Origin of the sequence: Streptomyces lacrimifluminis, assembly GCF_014646095.1 — a bacterium.
Lineage (GTDB): Bacteria > Actinomycetota > Actinomycetes > Streptomycetales > Streptomycetaceae > Streptomyces > Streptomyces lacrimifluminis.
Genome location: NZ_BMMU01000002.1, coordinates 494,046 through 511,874, shown reverse-complemented (window position 1 = coordinate 511,874; position 17,829 = coordinate 494,046). Strand labels below are relative to the sequence as shown.

The 17,829-nt window shown below is 70.1% G+C and carries 16 protein-coding genes; 7 read left to right on the top strand and 9 right to left on the bottom strand.

What is annotated here, in order from left to right; translation table 11 throughout:
• Window positions 1–12: 12 nt before the first annotated feature.
• From IEY89_RS05300 to IEY89_RS05285, 4 genes are all read right to left on the bottom strand, one after another.
• A complete protein-coding gene (locus IEY89_RS05300; RefSeq protein WP_189146061.1) occupies window positions 13–882 on the bottom strand; it encodes a carbohydrate ABC transporter permease in 870 nt (289 codons plus the stop codon).
• On the bottom strand, window positions 879–1,763 hold the full coding sequence (locus tag IEY89_RS05295; RefSeq protein ID WP_189146112.1) for a carbohydrate ABC transporter permease: 885 nt from the start codon (window positions 1,761–1,763) through the stop codon (window positions 879–881). The genes IEY89_RS05300 and IEY89_RS05295 overlap by 4 nt, the downstream gene beginning before the upstream one ends.
• A gap of 124 nt (window positions 1,764–1,887) precedes the next feature.
• On the bottom strand, window positions 1,888–3,168 hold the full coding sequence (locus IEY89_RS05290; RefSeq protein ID WP_189146060.1) for an ABC transporter substrate-binding protein: 1,281 nt from the start codon (window positions 3,166–3,168) through the stop codon (window positions 1,888–1,890).
• A 56-nt stretch (window positions 3,169–3,224) separates the two neighbouring features.
• Window positions 3,225–4,244 carry a carbohydrate kinase family protein gene (locus IEY89_RS05285; protein WP_189146059.1) on the bottom strand — a complete coding sequence of 340 codons (1,020 nt, stop codon included), beginning with the start codon at window positions 4,242–4,244 and terminating at the stop codon, window positions 3,225–3,227.
• A gap of 126 nt (window positions 4,245–4,370) precedes the next feature.
• Between IEY89_RS05285 and IEY89_RS05280 the strand changes: the two genes are divergently transcribed.
• The 3 genes from IEY89_RS05280 (at window position 4,371) to IEY89_RS05270 (ending at window position 9,580) form a co-directional block, all read left to right on the top strand.
• Window positions 4,371–5,135, top strand: coding sequence for a DeoR/GlpR family DNA-binding transcription regulator (locus tag IEY89_RS05280; protein WP_189146058.1), 765 nt, complete (start codon window positions 4,371–4,373; stop codon window positions 5,133–5,135).
• Window positions 5,132–6,469 (top strand): 6-phospho-beta-glucosidase, encoded by a 1,338-nt coding sequence (locus IEY89_RS05275; protein ID WP_189146057.1) that lies wholly within the window; start codon window positions 5,132–5,134, stop codon window positions 6,467–6,469. Before IEY89_RS05280 ends, IEY89_RS05275 begins: the two co-directional genes overlap by 4 nt.
• Before the next feature lie 66 nt (window positions 6,470–6,535).
• On the top strand, window positions 6,536–9,580 hold the full coding sequence (locus IEY89_RS05270) for an alpha-mannosidase (RefSeq protein WP_189146056.1): 3,045 nt from the start codon (window positions 6,536–6,538) through the stop codon (window positions 9,578–9,580).
• Window positions 9,581–9,823: 243 nt separating this feature from the next.
• Here IEY89_RS05270 and IEY89_RS05265 read toward each other — a convergent pair whose 3' ends face one another.
• Window positions 9,824–10,981 carry an ATP-grasp domain-containing protein gene (locus tag IEY89_RS05265; protein WP_189146055.1) on the bottom strand — a complete coding sequence of 386 codons (1,158 nt, stop codon included), beginning with the start codon at window positions 10,979–10,981 and terminating at the stop codon, window positions 9,824–9,826.
• A gap of 368 nt (window positions 10,982–11,349) precedes the next feature.
• On the opposite strand from IEY89_RS05265, the gene IEY89_RS05260 reads away from it, so the two are divergent.
• Both IEY89_RS05260 and IEY89_RS05255 read left to right on the top strand, forming a co-directional pair.
• On the top strand, window positions 11,350–12,258 hold the full coding sequence (locus IEY89_RS05260) for a metallophosphoesterase family protein (protein ID WP_189146054.1): 909 nt from the start codon (window positions 11,350–11,352) through the stop codon (window positions 12,256–12,258).
• Window positions 12,206–12,937 carry a 4'-phosphopantetheinyl transferase family protein gene (locus IEY89_RS05255; RefSeq protein ID WP_189146053.1) on the top strand — a complete coding sequence of 244 codons (732 nt, stop codon included), beginning with the start codon at window positions 12,206–12,208 and terminating at the stop codon, window positions 12,935–12,937. The genes IEY89_RS05260 and IEY89_RS05255 overlap by 53 nt, the downstream gene beginning before the upstream one ends.
• Here the strand turns inward: IEY89_RS05255 and IEY89_RS05250 are convergent.
• The gene (locus IEY89_RS05250) at window positions 12,912–13,139 is read right to left on the bottom strand and encodes a hypothetical protein (RefSeq protein ID WP_164313335.1); all 228 of its coding nucleotides are present in this window, start codon (window positions 13,137–13,139) and stop codon (window positions 12,912–12,914) included. The two genes, IEY89_RS05255 and IEY89_RS05250, sit on opposite strands and share 26 nt — an antisense overlap.
• A 216-nt stretch (window positions 13,140–13,355) precedes the next feature.
• Between IEY89_RS05250 and IEY89_RS05245 the strand changes: the two genes are divergently transcribed.
• Window positions 13,356–14,366: an alpha/beta fold hydrolase gene (locus tag IEY89_RS05245; protein WP_189146052.1), complete on the top strand. Its 1,011-nt coding sequence runs from the start codon at window positions 13,356–13,358 to the stop codon at window positions 14,364–14,366.
• A 99-nt stretch (window positions 14,367–14,465) separates the two neighbouring features.
• On the opposite strand, the gene IEY89_RS05240 is transcribed toward IEY89_RS05245, so the two are convergent.
• The 3 genes from IEY89_RS05240 to IEY89_RS05230 are packed head-to-tail and all read right to left on the bottom strand — an operon-like array spanning window position 14,466 to window position 16,877.
• Window positions 14,466–15,647 (bottom strand): MAB_1171c family putative transporter, encoded by a 1,182-nt coding sequence (locus tag IEY89_RS05240; protein ID WP_189146051.1) that lies wholly within the window; start codon window positions 15,645–15,647, stop codon window positions 14,466–14,468.
• A gap of 13 nt (window positions 15,648–15,660) precedes the next feature.
• Complete coding sequence (locus tag IEY89_RS05235; protein WP_189146111.1) at window positions 15,661–16,188, bottom strand: toxin-antitoxin system, toxin component; 528 nt, start codon at window positions 16,186–16,188, stop codon at window positions 15,661–15,663.
• 32 nt (window positions 16,189–16,220) lie between these two features.
• Complete coding sequence (locus IEY89_RS05230) at window positions 16,221–16,877, bottom strand: helix-turn-helix domain-containing protein (protein ID WP_189146050.1); 657 nt, start codon at window positions 16,875–16,877, stop codon at window positions 16,221–16,223.
• Between the two features lie 254 nt (window positions 16,878–17,131).
• Here IEY89_RS05230 and IEY89_RS05225 point away from each other — a divergent pair, with 254 nt between their 5' ends.
• Window positions 17,132–17,803 (top strand): MmyB family transcriptional regulator, encoded by a 672-nt coding sequence (locus tag IEY89_RS05225; RefSeq protein ID WP_189146049.1) that lies wholly within the window; start codon window positions 17,132–17,134, stop codon window positions 17,801–17,803.
• Window positions 17,804–17,829 lie beyond the last annotated feature (26 nt).

Here is a 17,829-nt window from a genome sequence, read left to right as displayed (position 1 = left end):
CTCGTGAGCGGTTCAGCTGCCCTGTACCGCGCCTTCGGTGGCGCCGGCGATGAACCCGCGCGCGAAGATCGCGAAGACCACGACCAGCGGGATGGACGCCATGAGTACACCGGCCATGACCATGCTGTAGTCGGTGTTGTGGCCGACGTTGAGCTGGGCCAGCTCCACCTGGAGCGTGACGTGTGCGGGGTCGGTGAGCACGATGAGGGGCCAGACGTAGTCGTTCCAGGCACCGACGAAGGCGTAGATGGCGAGGAAGGACATCGCGGGCTTGATCATCGGCAGCGCGACGTTCCAGTACTGACGGAAGAACCCGGCGCCGTCGATGCGCGCCGCGTCCAGCAGTTCGTCGGGCACACCGTTCTCGATGTACTGGCGCAGCCAGAAGATACCGAAGGCGTTGGAGAGGGCGGGCCAGACCAGTGCCTTGAGCATGCCGACCCAGCCGAGCTCGGACATCAGGATGAACTGCGGCAGGACGGCCAGCTGGAGCGGCAGCATCATGAACACCAGCAGCGTGCCGAAGAGCACCTTGCGCCCGGGGAAGTCGAACTTGGCGAAGGCGAAGGCCGCCAGGGAGTCGACGAACAGCACCAGGACCGTGGTGACGCACGCGATGACGACCGTGTTGAGCATCGACCCGAAGAAGTCGATGGTGTTGAGCACACCCCGGATGTTCTCCAGCAGATGGGAGCCGAAGGTCAGCTTCGGTGGGCTCTTGTAGATGTCACGGGTGGTGTTGGTCGCCATCACGATCGTCCACACGAACGGGAAGACCGAGATCAGGACGGCCAGGACGAGGAAGAAGTGCGCGGACAGGCCCTTGGGGCGGCGGGGTCGCTTCGCGCCCGTGGCCGGCCGTGGCGTGGCGGCTGTCGTCATGACTTCCTCCCTCGTTGCACGATGCGCCAGTTGATGACGACGAGCACGATGATCAGTACGAAGAAGGCCCACACGATGGCCGCGCCGTAGCCGTAGTCGTTGTCGAGGAAGGCCGACTGGTAGAAGTACAGCAGCGTGGTCAGGCCCGCCTGGCCCGGGCCGCCGAGGTTCTGGTTGGCGGCGTTGCTGGCGAAGAGGACCTGGGGTTCGCTGAAGCTCTGCAGACCGTTGATGGTCGAGATGACGACGGTGAACAGGATGATCGGCCGCATGATCGGGATGGTGATCTGGAAGAACGTGCGGACGGGGCCCGCGCCGTCCATCCTGGCCGCCTCGTAGACCGACTGCGGGATGGCCTGGAGGCCGGCCAGGTAGATGATCATGTTGTAGCCGGTCCACATCCAGGTCATCAGCAGGGCGATGACCACCTTGATCAGCCATGGGTTGCTCAGCCATGGGACAGGTGAGATGCCGACCATGCCCAGAATCGCGTTGACCAGGCCGAAGTCGTTGCTGAACACCGCGCCGAAGAAGATCGCCACGGCGACGATCGACGTGACGTTCGGCAGGTAGAGGGCGATGCGGTAGAAGCCCTTGAAGCGGCGCACCGAATGCAGCACGGTCGCCAGGACCAGGGCGCCGAAGAGCGTGGGCACGGTCGACAGGACCCAGATCGCCAGGGTGTTGCGGATCGACAGCCAGAAGACCGGGTCGCTCCAGAGGAACTCGAACTGCTGGAGGCCCACGAACTGCTTGGTGCCCAGGCCGTCGTAGCGCTGGAAGGCCAGATACAGCGAATAGAAGACGGGGACGAACGAGAAGACGATGAAGACCAGGTAGAAGGGCGAGATCGCCAGGTACTGCCGCCAGTACGACAGCACTCCGCGACGTTCGGGCCGCGCGACGCCCGCGGGCGGGGTGCGCCGCGGGCGGAAGCGGGCCGGGCCCGGCCCGCCACGGTGCTCTGGCACCGTGGCGGGTCCGGTGACCGGAGGTGACGACACCTCAGTTCACCCCCTGTCGCCGGGCGATCTGCTTGGCCTGGCCGACCGCGTCGTTCCAGGCGTCGTCGGGCTTCTTGCCCTTGGCCTCGACGCTGGTCAGCTCGGCCATGAAGGGAGCCATGACCGCGGAGTCGGCGGGTGCCTCGTAGCTCACGGGGATGGCCTCGGCGGCCGGGCCGAACACCTCGATGATCTTCTGTCCGCCGAAGAAGGCGTCGGGGCCCGTCATGGCCCCCATCGCGTACGTGGCCGGGGAGGCGGGGAAGATGGCGGCGTCGGTGAAGCTCTTGGCGTTGTTGTCCGGGCTGAGGATCCAGCTGATGATCTTGAATGCCTCTTCGGGGTTCCGGCACTGCTTGGGCAGGGTCAGATAGGAGCCGCCCTGGTTGGCCGGCCCGCCCGGCGTCGCGCAGACCCGCCACTTCCCCTTGGTGGCCGGGGCCGCCGACTCGATGTCCAGCGCGTGCCAGGCGGCGCCGACCTCGGTGGTCAGGCTCTTGCCGATGGCGGCGTTCCAGCTCTGGTCGTTGATCTTGGCGTCGAGGCCGAGAGTGTAGGCGCGGACCGCTGTGTCCCACGCGGCGCGGATGTGGTCCTGGTCGCCGATGAAGTGGTTGTCCTGGTCGATGAACCGCTTGGTGCCCTGGCCGACCGCGATGTTGAACACCGAGCCCATGTTGTTGACCAGGAAGGTGCCGGGCAGCGCCTTCTTCAGCTCGGAGCCGAGGGCGAAGTAGTCGTCCCAGGTCTTGGCCTCGGCCGCGACCTTGGCCGGGTCGCTGGGCAGCCCCGCCTGCTCGAACAGGTCCGCGCGGTAGAACAGCGCGGTGGGACCGATGTCGATCGGGAACCCGATCTGCTTGCCGTCCTCGGTCTGGGCGAGCTTGGTCTTCCACTCCAGGTACTGGGACGAGATCTTCTTGAAGCCCAGGTCGTTCAGGTCGAGGAAGCGGTCGGCGTTGGGCAGGAAGGAGGCGATGTCCTCCCCCTTGATGCCGGTGATGTCGGGGACCGAGGAGCCGCCCGCCGCGAGGGTGGTGGTGAGCTTCTGCTTGAAGTCGCCGCCGATGGAGGCGGAGGTCAGCTTGGTCGTGCCGCTGAAGTGCGTCTTGGCCTCTGCGACCACCTTGTCGCTGAGGGCGCCGCCCCAGTACCACATGGTGAGGTTCTTGCCGTTCTTGGTACCGCCGGATCCCGAGTCGCCGCCACAGGCGACGGTCAGGCCGGAGGCAGCCGCGGTGAGTACGGCGGCCTGGAGGAAGCCTCTACGAGAAAGGTCCACGAGTCACTCCTGTTTGTTCCTGTTCGTGGTACTGAGGGGCGTTTTTCTGAGGGGGATCAGGGCAGCGGTGCGGGCGGGGTGACCGGGGCGTGGTGCACCGGCGGGCCGACGTCCGCCGGGATGCGGTCAGCGAGGAAGCCGTATGCCTTCGTGAGGCCGGGGTCGGTCAGCGAGCGCCACCAGCGGTCGACGCCGTACCAGCCGGGGGCGGCGAGCGCACCGCCCTGGTGCCGCACCGACAGGCTCGCGGCCAGTACGGCGAACCGCAGCCGTTCCTCCAGCGGCCAGCCGCCGAGCGAGGCGGCGACGAAACTGGCGCCGAACACGTCACCGGCGCCCGTCGAGTCCACGAGGTCCACGGCGGGGGCCGGGACCTCGGCGTACTCGCCCGTCGTCTGGTCCACGGCGATCGCGCCGTCACCGCCGCGGGTGACGACGGTCACCGGGACGAGCTCACTGAGTGTGCCCAGCGCGGCGACCGCGGTGTCCGTGCGGGTGTACGCCATCGCCTCGGTCTCGTTGGGGAGGAAGGCGTGGCACAGGGCGAGCTGGTCGAGCAGGTCGGAGGACCACACCTGGGTGGGGTCCCAGCCGACGTCCGCGTAGATCTGCGTGCCGTTGGCCGCCGCCTTGGCCAGCCACCGGTGGGGCTCGGCCTCCAGGTGGACGAGGGCGGTGCGTGCCTCGGGCGGGTCGCCCAGCAGGACGTCCTGCGAGTACGGCGGCGGCCGGCCGTGGGTGATCAGGGCGCGGTCGCCGTCGTAGGCGAGCGAGACGGTGACGGGGGTGTGCCAGTCGTCCGCGGTGCGCGAGAGCGAGAGGTCGACGCCCTCCTGGCCGGCGAGGACGTCACGGCAGTGGGCGCCGTACGCGTCGTCGCCGAAGACCGTGGCCAGGGAGGTCCGCAGACCGTACCGGGAGGCGGCCACGGCGAGGTTCGCGATCCCGCCGGGGCTGGTGCCCATCCCCGACGTCCAGATCTCCTCGCCGGGTGTCGGGGGCTTGCCCAGGCCGGTGAGGACGAGGTCGAAGAAGAGCAGCCCGGTCAGCAGCACATCGGGCCGTTCGTCGTCCACGCGTGCATCCTCTCGTCAAAACTCGTCATTTGATGACCGGAATCGTGCGCGCCTTCGGAAGATTTGGCAAGAGTCGAGCAGAAGTAAGCATAGAAATGATTGATGATGACGAGTACTGTTCAGCGCGTGCTGGCAGAACGACGACATCAACTCATCCTGCGGGCCCTGCGTTCAGGGGGCCCCGCAGCCGTGACCGATCTCTCCGAGCAACTGGGCGTGAGCCCCGCCACCGTCCGGCGTGACCTGGTCAGACTGGAGGAGGAGGGCCTGCTCACCCGTGTACACGGCGGCGCCGTGGTCGAGGAGGGCGACCAGCCCTTCGCCGAGGTCGCCGAGGTGCGCGTGGCCGAGAAGGACGCGATAGCCGCCAAGGCCGCCTCCCTCGTCGAGGACGGCTCCTCCGTGCTGCTCGACATCGGCACCACCGCCTACCGGCTGGCCCGGCAGCTGCACGGCCGCCGGCTCACCGTGATCACCAGCAACCTGGTGGTCTTCGAGGAACTGGTGGACGACGAGGGCATCGAACTGGTGCTCCTCGGCGGCATGGTCCGGCGCGAGTACCGCTCCCTGGTCGGCTTCCTCACCGAGGACAACCTGCGCCAGCTGCACGCCGACTGGCTCTTCCTCGGCACCAGCGGCGTCCGGCCCGGCGGCCAGGTGATGGACACGACCGTGGTCGAGGTGCCGGTCAAGCGCGCCATGATCAAGGCCGCCGACCGGGTCGTCCTGCTCGCCGACCGCGCCAAGTTCCCCGGCACGGGAATGGCGAGGGTCTGCGGTCCCGAGGATCTGGACATGGTGGTGACGAACGCGCCGGTGGACCCGGCGACGCAGTCCTCTCTGCAGGAGGCCGGGGTGCAGGTCATCACGGCAGGAAAGGTGCAACCGTGAAGCTGACGATTCTGGGCGGCGGCGGATTCCGCGTGCCGCTCGTGTACGGGGCGCTCCTGGGCGACCACGCCGAGGGCCGGGTGACGCGTGTCGTCCTGCACGACCTGGACGCGGGCCGCCTCTCGGCGGTCACCCGGGTCCTGGCCGAGCAGGCGGCGGGGGTGCCCGACGCCCCCGAGGTGAGCGCCACGACCGACCTCGACGAGGCGCTCACCGGCGCCGACTTCGTCTTCTCCGCGATCCGGGTCGGCGGCCTGGAGGGCCGCGCGAACGACGAGCGGGTGGCCCTCGCCGAAGGCGTCCTCGGTCAGGAGACGGTCGGCGCGGGCGGCATCGCCTACGGCCTGCGCACGGTCCCGGTGGCCGAGGACATCGCGCGTCGCGTCGCGCGGGTCGCCCCCGACGCCTGGGTCATCAACTTCACCAACCCGGCGGGCCTGGTCACCGAGGCCATGTCCCGCCACCTCGGCGACCGCGTCATCGGCATCTGCGACTCCCCGGTGGGCCTCGGCCGCCGTATCGCCCGGGTGCTCGGCGCCAACCCCGGGGAGGCGTGGATCGACTACGTCGGCCTCAACCACCTCGGCTGGGTGCGAGGGCTGCGGATCAACGGCCGCGACGAACTCCCGCGGCTGCTCGCCGACCCCGACCTCCTCGGCTCCTTCGAGGAGGGCAAGCTCTTCGGCACCGACTGGCTCCAGTCCCTGGGCGCCGTCCCGAACGAGTACCTGCACTACTACTACTTCAACCGCGAGGCCGTACGCGCCTACAGTCAGGCCGAGAGGACCCGTGGCGCCTTCCTGCGCGACCAGCAGGCCGGCTTCTACGACGAGATGAAGCGGCCGGGTACCGCCGCCCTCACCGCCTGGGACCGCACCCGCGCCGAGCGCGAGGCGACCTACATGGCCGAGGCCCGCGAGACGGCGGGCGCGGGCGAACGCGACGCCGACGACCTCTCCGGGGGCTACGAGAAGGTCGCCCTCGCCCTGATGCGGGCCATCGCCCGCGACGAGCGCACCACCCTGATCCTCAACGTCCGCAACCGCACGACGCTCTCGGTGCTGGACGCAGAGGCCGTCATCGAGGTGCCCTGCCTGGTCGACGCGGGCGGCGCCCACCCCGTCACCGTCGACCCGCTGCCCGACCACGCCTCAGGCCTGGTCTGCTCGGTCAAGGCGGTCGAACGCGAGGTGCTCGCCGCCGCCGAGTCCGGCTCCCGTGCTACGGCGGTCAAGGCGTTCGCCCTGCACCCGCTGGTCGACTCCGTGAACGTGGCCCGCAGACTGGTCGAGGGATACACCGCGGTCCACCCTGGCCTGGCGTACCTTAAGTAAGCGCTTTCCCACTCATGTCCGGTCTGCTCACATCCGGTCTGCTCGAATCTGGTCTGGAGACTTCTCATGCACGACGAACGCCGGCGGATCGAGGAGCGCGTCCAGCGTCTCCACGACCAGCGGATCAAGGCGGCGATCTACGCGGCCACGGTTCCCTTCGAGGTCGAGGCCTGGCAGGCGCCGGGCGAGCCGGTCTCCTTCGAGGAGGCGGCGGCCGCGTCGTACGCGCCCTTCGCCATGGACACCCCCTGGGGCCCGCCCTGGGGCACCACCTGGTTCCGGATGCGCGGCCGGGTGCCCGCCGAGTGGGCCGGCCGGCGCGTCGAGGCGGTCATCGACCTCGGCTTCGTCGGCGACTGGCCCGGCAACCAGGCCGAGGCCCTGGTCCACCTCACCGACGGCACCCCGCTGAAGGCGGTCAACCCGCTCAACCAGTACGTGCCGATCGCCAACCCGGCCACGGGCGGCGAGGAGATCGACTACCTCGTCGAGGCGGCCTCGAACCCGGACATCCTCGCCGACAACTTCTCCAAGATCACCCCCATGGGTGACATCCTCACGGCCGGCGACAAGCCGATCTACACCTTCCAGCGCGCCGACCTCGCCATCCTCGACGAGGAGGTCTTCCACCTCGACCTCGACGTCCAGGTGCTGCGCGAGCTGATGCTGGAGCTGGGCGACCACGACCCGCGCCGCCACGAGATCGCGCACACCCTGGACCGCGCGCTCGACCTGCTGGACCTGGACGACGTGGCCGGTTCGGCGGCGGCGGTACGAGCGGCCCTGGCGCCCGCGCTGGCCAAGCCGGCCAACGCCAGCGCCCACAAGATCTCGGGTGTGGGCCACGCGCACATCGACTCGGCGTGGCTGTGGCCGATCCGCGAGACGAAGCGCAAGACGTCCCGCACCTTCTCCAACGTCACCTCGCTGGCCGACGAGTACGAGGACTTTGTCTTCGCCTGCTCGCAGGCCCAGCAGTACGAGTGGGTGCGCGACAACTACCCCAAGGTGTGGGCGCGCATCCAGGAGTCGGTGAAGAAGGGCCAGTGGGCGCCGGTCGGGGGCATGTGGGTCGAGGCCGACGGCAACCTGCCCGGCGGCGAGGCGATGGCCCGCCAGCTGATCCACGGCAAGCGGTTCTTCATCGAGCACTTCGGCGTCGAGACCAAGGGCGTGTGGCTGCCGGACTCCTTCGGCTACACCGCGGCCTATCCGCAGCTCGCCAAGCTCGCCGGCAACGAGTGGTTCCTCACCCAGAAGATCTCCTGGAACCAGACCAACAAGTTCCCCCACCACACCTTCTGGTGGGAGGGCATCGACGGCACCCGCATCTTCACCCACTTCCCGCCGGTCGACACCTACAACGCCCGTTTCAGCGGCGAGGAGATGTCCCGCGCGTCGCGCAACTACCAGGAGAAGGGCGTCGCGAACCGCTCGCTGGCCCCCTTCGGCTGGGGCGACGGCGGCGGCGGCCCCACCCGCGAGATCATGGAACGGGCGCGCAGGCTCGCCGACCTGGAGGGCTCGGCGACGGTCGAGATCGAGCACCCCGACGAGTTCTTCGCCAAGGCCCGCGAGGAGTACCCCGACGCCCCGGTCTGGGTCGGCGAGCTGTACCTGGAGCTGCACCGGGCCACGTACACCTCCCAGGCCCGCACCAAGCAGGGCAACCGGCGCAGTGAACACAAGCTGCGCGAGGCCGAGTTGTGGGCGACGACGGCCGCGCTGCACGCGCCGGGCTACGCGTACCCGTACGAGCACCTGGACCGCCTCTGGAAGACGGTCCTGCTCCACCAGTTCCATGACATCCTGCCGGGCTCGTCCATCGCCTGGGTGCACCGCGAGGCGGAGGCCGAATACGCCCGTGTGGCCGAGGAGTTGGAGGCGCTGACCGCCGAGGCGGTGGCCGCGCTCGGCGGCGGCGAGTCCCGCGCCTTCAACACCAGCCCGTACGACCGGGCCGAGGTGGTCCGCACCTCGACGGGTGTCCCCATGTATGTGGAGGTCCCGGCGAGCGGCAGCGCCCCGCTGGCCGTCGCCGAGCCGCCGCGGCCGGTGACGATCACCGCCGGGCGGATCCTCGACAACGGGCTCGTACGGGTGGAGGTGGCCGAGGACGGCACACTGGCCTCGGTGCGCGACCTGAAGGCGGACCGCGAGGTTCTCGCCGACAAGGGCAACCTGCTCCGCCTGCACACGGACCTCCCGAACTACTGGGACGCCTGGGACATCGACAAGCACTACCAGAACCGCTACACGGACCTGCTGGAGACGTCCTCCGTCACGGTGACCGACGAGGACCCGCTCCTCGGTGCCGTCCGCGTGGAGCGTGCCTTCGGCAAGGGCTCGAAGATCGTCCAGACGATCACCGTGCGGGCCGGCAGCCCCCGGATCGACTTCGAGACGGAGATCGACTGGCACGAGGCCGAGAAGATCCTCAAGGCGGCCTTCCCGGTGGACGTCCGCGCTGCCCACTCCAGCGCGGAGATCCAGTTCGGCCACGTTCAGCGGCCCACGCACACCAACACCACCTGGGAGTCGGCCCGCTTCGAGGTCTCCGGCCACCGCTGGGTGCACATCTCCGAGCCCGGCTACGGCGTCGCGGTCCTCAACGACTCGACGTACGGCCACGACGTCTCCCGCACGGTCCGCGAGGACGGCGGTACGACGACCACGGTCCGCCTGTCGCTGGTTCGCGCCCCGCGCATCCCCGACCCCGGCGCCGACCAGGGCAAGCACCGCTTCACCTACTCGCTGCTGCCCGGCGCGAGCATCGAGGACGCGGTCGCCGAGGGCTACTCCCTCAACCTGCCGCTGCGTGTCGCGGACGCCGCGGGTGCCCCGGAGCCGGTCGTGTGGGCGGACGGCGACGGTGTGACGATCGAGGCGGTGAAGCTCGCCGACGACGCGTCCGGCGACGTCGTCGTCCGTCTCTACGAGTCGCGCGGCGGCCGGGCGGAGGGTGCGCTGTGCACCGGGTTCCCGCTCGCGGGCGCCAGGATCACCGACCTGCTGGAGCGTCCGCTGTCCGACGCGCGGACGGACGGTGACTCGGTACCGGTGACGCTGCGGCCGTTCGAGGTGCAGACGCTGCGGCTGACGCGCGGCTGACGCGCGGCCCACGGATGGGGACGGGGCCCGGCCTACCGGCCGGACCCCGTCCTTTTTTGCTTCCCTCCGGTCGGCTCAGCCTGTGAGCCGACCGTGGTCGAGGTGAACTCCTGGTGACTGCTCAGAGGTGGTCGCCCGGGAGCGCAGAGGTGCACGGACCCGATGGCAGGACCCGGTGGTGGTGTCGGATCGAGTCACCGTCACCGGGCCCTACCGCTGTGAACAGCCTGGCCGGGAAGGGTGTTACGCGGTGGCAGTCGCCGGGGCTCCCGCGGATGCCTCTGCCGTCGCTTCCGCGACCGGCTCCTCGACGGCTGTCGTCGCCGGTACGGCGGGCAGCGTGGACGTGTGCGCCGGGGCCTCGTCCGCGTGTGCCGACACCGCGCGCACCGGGCGCGGCGCGGAGATCACCGCGTAGTCCTGGCCGAGGAACGGCGGCACCAGGTCGCCCGGGTCCTCGCCGAGCGCCAACTGCACTGCTGCCCAAGGGGCGTTGATACCGCACAGCTGGAGCTGGTGCAGGCCGCCGGCCGGGCGCGTGTTGACGTCCATCAGCACCGGCCGGTCCTCGTACATCCGGAACTGGATGTTGCTCAGGTGGTGCAGGCCGAAGCCCTCGGCGATGAGCCGCGCGGGCCGCAGCCAGGCCTCGTCGAGGGTGAAGCCGCGCCGCCGGCCGTTCTTGGTGCGGCCGATCGCCATCCGGATGCGCGAGTCGGGGCCGGTGAGGCAGTCCACCGACACCTCGGGCTGCTCCAGACGGGGCATCACCAGCCAGTCGACGTCCTCGTCGGTGTTCCGCAGCACGTCGAGGACCATGTCCAACTGGACGTAGGGGGAGGGGAACCCGTTGAGATGCGACATCGAGAAGGGGGCACGCGTGATCACGCGGAAGCCCACCCCGCCCGCGCCCACCGCCGGCTTGAAGCACGCCTTGTGACCGTCGGCCTCCAACTGCTCGACGGCGACGAGGAGTTCGTCGGCGCTGCGCACCCGCCACCACGGCGGCGTCGGAACCCCGACCGCCTCGACGGCCTGGTACGCGGTCGCCTTGTCCTGGAAGACGGCCACCGCCTCGGGCGTCGGCGCGAGGAGCTTGGTGCCGACGGCCTCGAAGTCCGCGCGGTGCTCGACGATCGCGTCCTGGTGCAGGCGCGGCACGAACACGTCGATCTCGCGACGGTCGCACTGGTCGAGCGCGTACTCCACGTACGCGGCGGGGGACAGGCCCTCGGGCTCCATGGCGGCGGTGTCGGCGGCGGCCAGGACGGGGGAGTCGGCGTCCCCGTGGGTGGCGTGGATCTCGACCGCGCGGTCGCTGGGATTTCTCCGCAGCTGTTCCATGAAGAACACGTTCTCCGCGTACGTGCGGTTGAGCCAGACGCGTACGCGAGAGACCATGCAGGGCCACCTTTCAGGGTTCACGGGCACGGCGGAGCAAGGCCGAGCCCGGCCATGGGAGAGTTGGGAACACGACAAGCCACCCGGGTGCGAACCGGGTTTTTGGCGGAAGTGTTGAGGCGATCATAAGGCTCCGCAGACCCTGTTCCTGCTACGCGCGTGTTACGGAATTGACAGCAGTACCCCGTGTGTTGTCCTGCGCACCCCGAGTGGTCGCCTGTAATGATCTTCGGTCCGCCCGGTGAGCTGCGCGGAGAGGGTGTCCGGAGGGCGGGAAGCCGTACTTGTCCGGCTGTCGGGGATGTGTTCTTGTTGATCCGAACGTGCGCCCGCGGGGGCGGAGTTCGGATGCGGAAGGGCGGGCGGGAGTGGAGACGACGGCCGGCGGTACCGGGCAACTGCTGGCGATCAGCGATCTGCACATCGGCTACCCGGAGAACCGCGCCCTGGTCGAACAGATGCGCCCGGAGACGGACGACGACTGGCTACTGGTCGCCGGCGACGTGTCGGAGTCGGTGGCCGACGTCCGCTGGGTCCTCGAAACCCTCGCCGGCCGGTTCCGCAAGGTGATCTGGGCACCCGGCAACCACGAACTGTGGACCCACCCCAAGGACCCGGTCACCCTGCGCGGCGTCGCCCGCTACGAACACCTGGTCGACCTGTGCCGCGAGCTGGGTGTGACGTCGCCCGAGGACCCGTACCCCGTGTGGGAGGGCCCCGGCGGTCCCGTCGCCGTCGCGCCGCTCTTCCTCCTGTACGACTACTCCTTCCTGCCGCAGGGCTGCGCGACCAAGGAGGAGGGGCTCGCGTACGCGGAGGGCACGGGCATCGTCTGCACCGACGAGTACCTCCTGCACCCCGACCCCTACCCGACCCGCGAGGCCTGGTGCCGGGCGCGGGTCGCGCAGACGGAGCGGCGGCTCGCCGAGCTGCCCGAGGACCTGCCGACGGTGCTCGTCAACCACTATCCGCTGGACCGGCATCCGACGGACGTGCTGTGGCACCCCGAGTTCGCCATGTGGTGCGGCACCACCCTGACCGCCGACTGGCACCGCCGGTTCCGCGTCACGACGATGGTCTACGGCCATCTGCACATCCCTCGGACCACCTGGCACGAGGGCGTCCGCTTCGAAGAAGTCTCCGTGGGCTACCCCCGCGAATGGCAGAAGCGCCCGGGCGACCCGGGAAGGCTGCGCCGCATACTGCCGATGGAGGTCGGATCCGATGATCGAGGAGCTGCTTCCGGCCACGGTGGTGGCCGTGGAGGCGTACGGTGACGAGCCGGCCGACGGAGCGTACGGGGCAGCCGGTGGGCCCGGGGGCGCGACGCTGTATCCCGAGGAACAGGAGCTCGTGGCCAGGGCGGTGCCCAAGCGCGTCCGCGAGTTCACCCTCGTCCGCGCGTGTGCCCGCCGGGCCATGGAGAAGCTCGGCGTACCGCCGCAGCCCGTGCTGCCCGGTGAGCGGGGAGCCCCGCGGTGGCCGGCCGGACTGGTCGGCAGCATGACCCACTGCGAGGGCTACTGCGCCGCCGCACTGGTCCGCGCCACCGACCTGGCCTCCGTCGGCATCGACGCCGAACCCCACCAGCCGCTGCCCGAAGGCGTCCTCGACTCCGTGGCCCTGCCCACGGAACAGGCGCGTCTGCGCGCACTGACGGCGGACGACCCCGGCGCGCACGGAAACCGTGTGCACTGGGACCGGCTGCTGTTCAGCGCCAAGGAAGCGGTCTACAAGGCGTGGTTCCCGCTCACCGGCAAGTGGCTGGACTTCAGCGAGGCCGACATCGCGTTCACGGCCGTCCCCGGCCCGCATCCGTACGGCACCTTCCGGGCCCGTCTGCTGGTGCCCGGACCGGTCGTCGACGGCCGGGAACTCGGGTACTTCGACGGGCGCTGGACCGTACGGCGCGGGCTGCTGGCGACGGCGGTCAGCGTGCCGCACCAGCCTGTCTGAGCAACCGGAAGAACCTCTCCTCGTTGCCCGTCAGACCCGCCTCCGCCAGGGCCGCCTCCGCCTCCGCGAGGACGGCGGGCGGCACGACGGGTGGTCGATGGCTTCCCGGCGGTACGTCGAAGGCTGCGCGGACGGTGTGCAGCAGCCGCAAGTAGGCCTGTACGGCGGTGCGCTCACGGTCGGTCAGTACGGCGGTCGGCATCGGACGGCTCTCCCCATGTCGGCGTCATCTCTGCTCATGCCTGCACCTCCCAGCTTGCCGCCCGCCACTGACAATCCCGGTTCCGTACACGTCGGTTCGCCCGGTTAGCGGACGCGAAACCTCGTCGAAACGCCTGGTGGAAATGGGCTTCTACGCTGGAGGGGAAAGGGTCTTCGGCAAAGGACTCAGAGCACAGGAAGCGGGGAGGTGAGCGGTGTGACGGACGTCCCGCGGCACGGACCGGCACGCGCCGTACGACTGCGACCGGTCGGCGACGGCGAACTGGAACTGCGGTACCGCGTCGTGCACGGGTACCGCCGGGCCTTCCGCATGGCCGGCGAGGGCCCCGCCCTCGTCCTGATCCACGGCATCGGGGACTCCTCGGCGACCTGGGCCGAACTGATCCCCGACCTCGCCCGCAGCCACACCGTGATCGCCCCCGACCTGCTCGGCCACGGCGCCTCCGACAAACCGCGCGCCGACTACTCGGTGGCCGCCTACGCCAACGGCGTGCGCGATCTGCTCACCACCCTCGGCATCGAGTCCGCGACGTTCGTCGGACACTCCCTCGGCGGCGGGGTGGCCATGCAGTTCGCCTACCAGTTCCCCGAGCGCACCGAGCGGCTCATCCTGGTCAGCGCGGGCGGCGTGGGCCGCGAGGTCAACCCGGTACTGCGGGCGGCCTCGCTGCCCGGAGCCCACCTCGCGCTCTCCGCACTGCGGTTGCCCGGAATGCGGCTCCAAGTCGGGCTCGTCGTACAGTTGATGAAGCTCCTGGACACCGATCTGGGGCGGGACGCACCCGAGTTGCTGACCCTCGTGGACGCGTTGCCCGACGAGACCTCGCGCAACGCCTTCATCCGTACGTTGCGCGCGGTGGTCGACTGGCGCGGGCAGGTGGTGACCATGCTCGACCGGTGCTATCTCACCGAGGGCATGCCGACGATGTTGCTGTGGGGGGACCGGGACAGCGTGGTGCCGGTGCGGCACGCGTACGGGGCGCACGAGGCGATGCCCGGGAGCCGGCTGGAGATATTCGAGGGGGCGGGGCATTTTCCGTTCCACAGTGATCCGGCGCGGTTCGTGGCACTGGTGGAGGAGTTCACCGGGGGGAGTGCGCCGGCCGACTGGAGTCGGGAGCATTGGCGTGAGCTGTTGATCGACGGGCGACCGGCGCAGGCGGTGGAACAGGGTTTGCGTGAGGTCAGTGAGCGTAGTGCGACGTAGTTTTTCGGCTGCGGCGCCGCCGTGGTTTGTCGCGCCCACGCGGCGGAGCCGCACATCGACACAGCCCCGCGCCCCTGAAAACGGCTGCGCAGCCCTCTCCTACCAGGCCACCGCTCCTTCTCGTACCGCCGCGACGACCGGGGACCGGCGCAGGGCGTGGGACATCGCCACCAGGTCGCGCGGGCCCTCGGCCGCCGACGGGGGGCCGTCGTTCCCTGCTGCCGCCGCACTGATGACCGTGCCTTCCGGGTCTGCCGCCCTGGCCCGTAGGGCCGCCGTCACCATGGCCGCGTCCGCCTCGGCCCGGGCGGCGTCGGGGGCGGAGCCCGCGGTGCGGGCGGCCTCGTAGGCGCGGGTCCGGACCGTCGGGTCGAAGTACGGGTACAGGCTGAGCATGCCGTCGTGGATGTCGGACTCCCGCTGGGTGACCTGGAGTTCGGCCGGGGACCACCAGGCGATCCGGACCGTGCGGTCGCCGTGGTCCGACAGGGGGGCGAGCTCCCGCCACAGCGGGCTGAGGCTGCGGTACGTCGACCAGGTGCTCCACACGTCCCCGACGCGCTGGAAGGCCAGCGGGATGCAGAAGCCGGCCGCGGTGACGACCTCGGCGGCGGCGGCCATCGCGGGGGCGACATACGTACTCAGATAGTCGAGGTTCTCGCCGTTCCAGCGGGCGACGACAGCCGTCAGCTTCGTGGCCGCGAAGGCGATGTTGCAGAAGAAGCCGGCCACGATCACGAGCAGCCCCACCCGCAGCCAGCCGCGCACCTGCAGTGCCCACGGCCAGCACACCATGTTCATCGCGATGTTCGAGACCGTGAGCGCGACCAGGTACAGCACGATCATCTCGCGGATGAACGGCGTGTTGGCGTAGTGCGTGTCGAAGTCGCGCAGCCGCTGCTCGGGCGCGTCCCCGAGGACGAACAGGGCGGCCGTGGCCACGATCACCACCGCGTACCCGGCGATCCAGCGGCGCGAGGCGCGCCGGGCGGCCTCGGGCGGACCGCCGCGCCAGTTGATGATCAGCACCAGGCAGGAGGCGCTGAAGGCGCTCAGCAGGCAGTACACGAGCGGCGCCGAGAAGTTCGGGACGGCGGTGACGCGGTTGACCCACGCGATGGTCGGCGGGGCCGCGAAGAAGAACACCAGCACGGACAGCAGGAGCAGCGCGTACACCGACCGCAACAGCGGGTCGCGCCAGGCGCGCAGCACCGCCCGGCCCTTGAGGAGGAGGACGATCACCATCGCGGCGGACGGCACGTAGTAGCTGGAGTCGTTCACGGCGGGCGCCGCCTCAGCTCTGCGGCCCGCGATAGCCCAGGGAGGCCTCGATCCGGCCCGCGAGCTGGTCGCGCCGTACCGGCTGGCGCGCCGAACCCCTGAGCCACGTACGGCACTTGCTGGCCAGCAGCAGTCCGAAGCTCTCGGCGTCCTGCTCGTCGGCGAGGTCGGAGCGGGTGCGGGCGGCCACCTTGCGGACCGTGGCCTGGAGGTCCGCGGTGTCGCTGAGCAGCCGCGCGGCGACCGCGGCGCCCGCGACATGGTGGCCGCAGTGCCCGGCCTGCATGTGCCACAGCTCGTGGCCCAGGATCACCAACTGGTGGTCGGGAGCGGTGCGTTCCTCGACGACGATGAGGTCCTGGTCGGCCATGTCGAGCCACAGCCCACTGGCTGTGCCGGGCGGGAAGGGGGCCGCGCGGAACACGACGGGACGGCCGCGGCGTCTGCTCATGGCGTCACACAGCGCGGCGTAGAGCTCGGCGGGTTCGGCCGGTGCCGGGAGCCTCAGCTCGGTCACCAACTCGCCGCACAGGCGGCGCATTTCCTTGCCGATGTTCACAGTCATCCCTCGGATCACGACTCCGGCCGCTTGACACTCTCCAGAAGCATGTCCAGCCATTCGGCGACCTTGTCGCGGTGCTGGTCGGAGGGCAGCTGCGCGGCCCGCCAGGCGATTCCGCGGACGCCGTGGTCCTGCAGCAGCCGCTCCAGCGGGTCACTGGCGGCTTTCGCCGCCTCGCGCTCACGGTCGGCGAGTTGCTGGAGCAGCTCCTGTTCGGAGCGCTGGAGGGCGCCCGCGAGCGCTTCTGGGTCCTCCGCGGTGAGGAAACCGGCGTGCACTCTGAAGAAGCGCTGGATGGCGTCGCAGTGCTCCATGGTGGGGCGCCGGTCCCCGTTGATGAGGGCGCCCGCCTGTTGACGTGACATACCGGCGCCGTCGGCGATCTCCTGCTGTGTGTACTTGCGGCCGTTCGGTTTGAGCCGGGTGCGGCGCAGCAGGCCGAGACGCTGGAGGAATCGGGCCTGGAGATCGGGTTCGCCGGCGCTCTGTCCGCTCAGCAGGGCCTTGACGACGCTCTCCGGAACGCCGGACGCGACGGAGAGCCGCCCGGTGTGGAAGACCTCGGCGTGCGGTACGCCGAGCCGGTCCGCGAGCGCGGTGACCCGGGCCACGACGGCGGACAGCAGAACCGTCGCCGTGGCGCCCGGAACCTCGTAGCCATCCGTCACCGACAGGTCTCCTACCGTTTTTGTGCCTTTGTGTCTGTGTCTCCGCGAGCGGCTTCCACGACGTCGTCAGTCGCCGTGAACTGCCCGGAGAGAGTAGCGGGTTGTTCGAACTCACATCCAGCTCTCGCCACATCTGTGGCCAGATTCAGCCGTCAACAGGCATGAAATGCCACGATAGTTGACACGGCTCATTCCAGGGCAGCAGGATCAGGGCGCCGCGTGAAGGCCGCATAGGCAAGAGGGGTGACCTCCCGATGGCATTTCAGGCAGGAGGGCAGCGGCCGGCGCCGCGGCCCGTCCCCGAGGGCACCGAGGCCCAGGCGTACCTGCGGGACTACGCCACGCTCCTGGACGCCGTGAACTTTCCGTCCGTCGTCCTCGACCACCGCTGGGACGTGGTCCTCTCCAACACCGCGTTCGAGACACTTTTCCGCGCCGTCGGCCCGCATCCCACGGCCATGCCCGGCGACAACTTCCTTCGTTTCGTCCTCTTCCACCCGGACGCGGGCACGGTCCTCGGCGAGCACGAGTCGAGCTGGTGCCTGCCGATGCTCGCGCGCTTCGCCGCGGCCGTGGAGCGGCACGCCCAGGACCGGGGCCTCCAGGCCATCCGCCGGGACATCGCCCAGGACCCGATCATGGAGGCCGCCTACCGGCAGGGCCTGCCGCACTGGATCCGGGCGGTCGGCGCGGAGGCCGTCGAGCACGACGGGGCCGTACGCCCGCTGCTGCACCCCGACCCGCGCTGGGGCGCCACCGAGTGCCGAATCGTGGGTGAAACCCCCAAGTCCCTCGAGAACATGGGCTATACGAGGCTGACGCTGGTGCTTCGCGAGACGCGGCGCCCGGCGGACGCCGCACGCGGACCACGCCGCCCGCGGCGCTCGGCGAGCCACCTGAGCGTGGTGCCGGCCCCGGAGGCGTGAGACGGGATCCGGCCCCGGAACCGTCG

Bases quoted from the DNA above. Each gene is read 5' to 3' on its own strand.
- IEY89_RS05300 (WP_189146061.1), bottom strand. From the start codon at position 882: ATGACGACAGCCGCCACGCCACGGCCGGCCACGGGCGCGAAGCGACCC.
- IEY89_RS05270 (WP_189146056.1), top strand. From the start codon at position 6,536: ATGCACGACGAACGCCGGCGGATCGAGGAGCGCGTCCAGCGTCTCCAC.
- IEY89_RS05265 (WP_189146055.1), bottom strand. From the start codon at position 10,981: ATGGTCTCTCGCGTACGCGTCTGGCTCAACCGCACGTACGCGGAGAAC.
- IEY89_RS05255 (WP_189146053.1), top strand. From the start codon at position 12,206: ATGATCGAGGAGCTGCTTCCGGCCACGGTGGTGGCCGTGGAGGCGTAC.
- IEY89_RS05250 (WP_164313335.1), bottom strand. From the start codon at position 13,139: ATGCCGACCGCCGTACTGACCGACCGTGAGCGCACCGCCGTACAGGCC.
- IEY89_RS05235 (WP_189146111.1), bottom strand. From the start codon at position 16,188: ATGCGCCGCCTGTGCGGCGAGTTGGTGACCGAGCTGAGGCTCCCGGCA.
- IEY89_RS05225 (WP_189146049.1), top strand. From the start codon at position 17,132: ATGGCATTTCAGGCAGGAGGGCAGCGGCCGGCGCCGCGGCCCGTCCCC.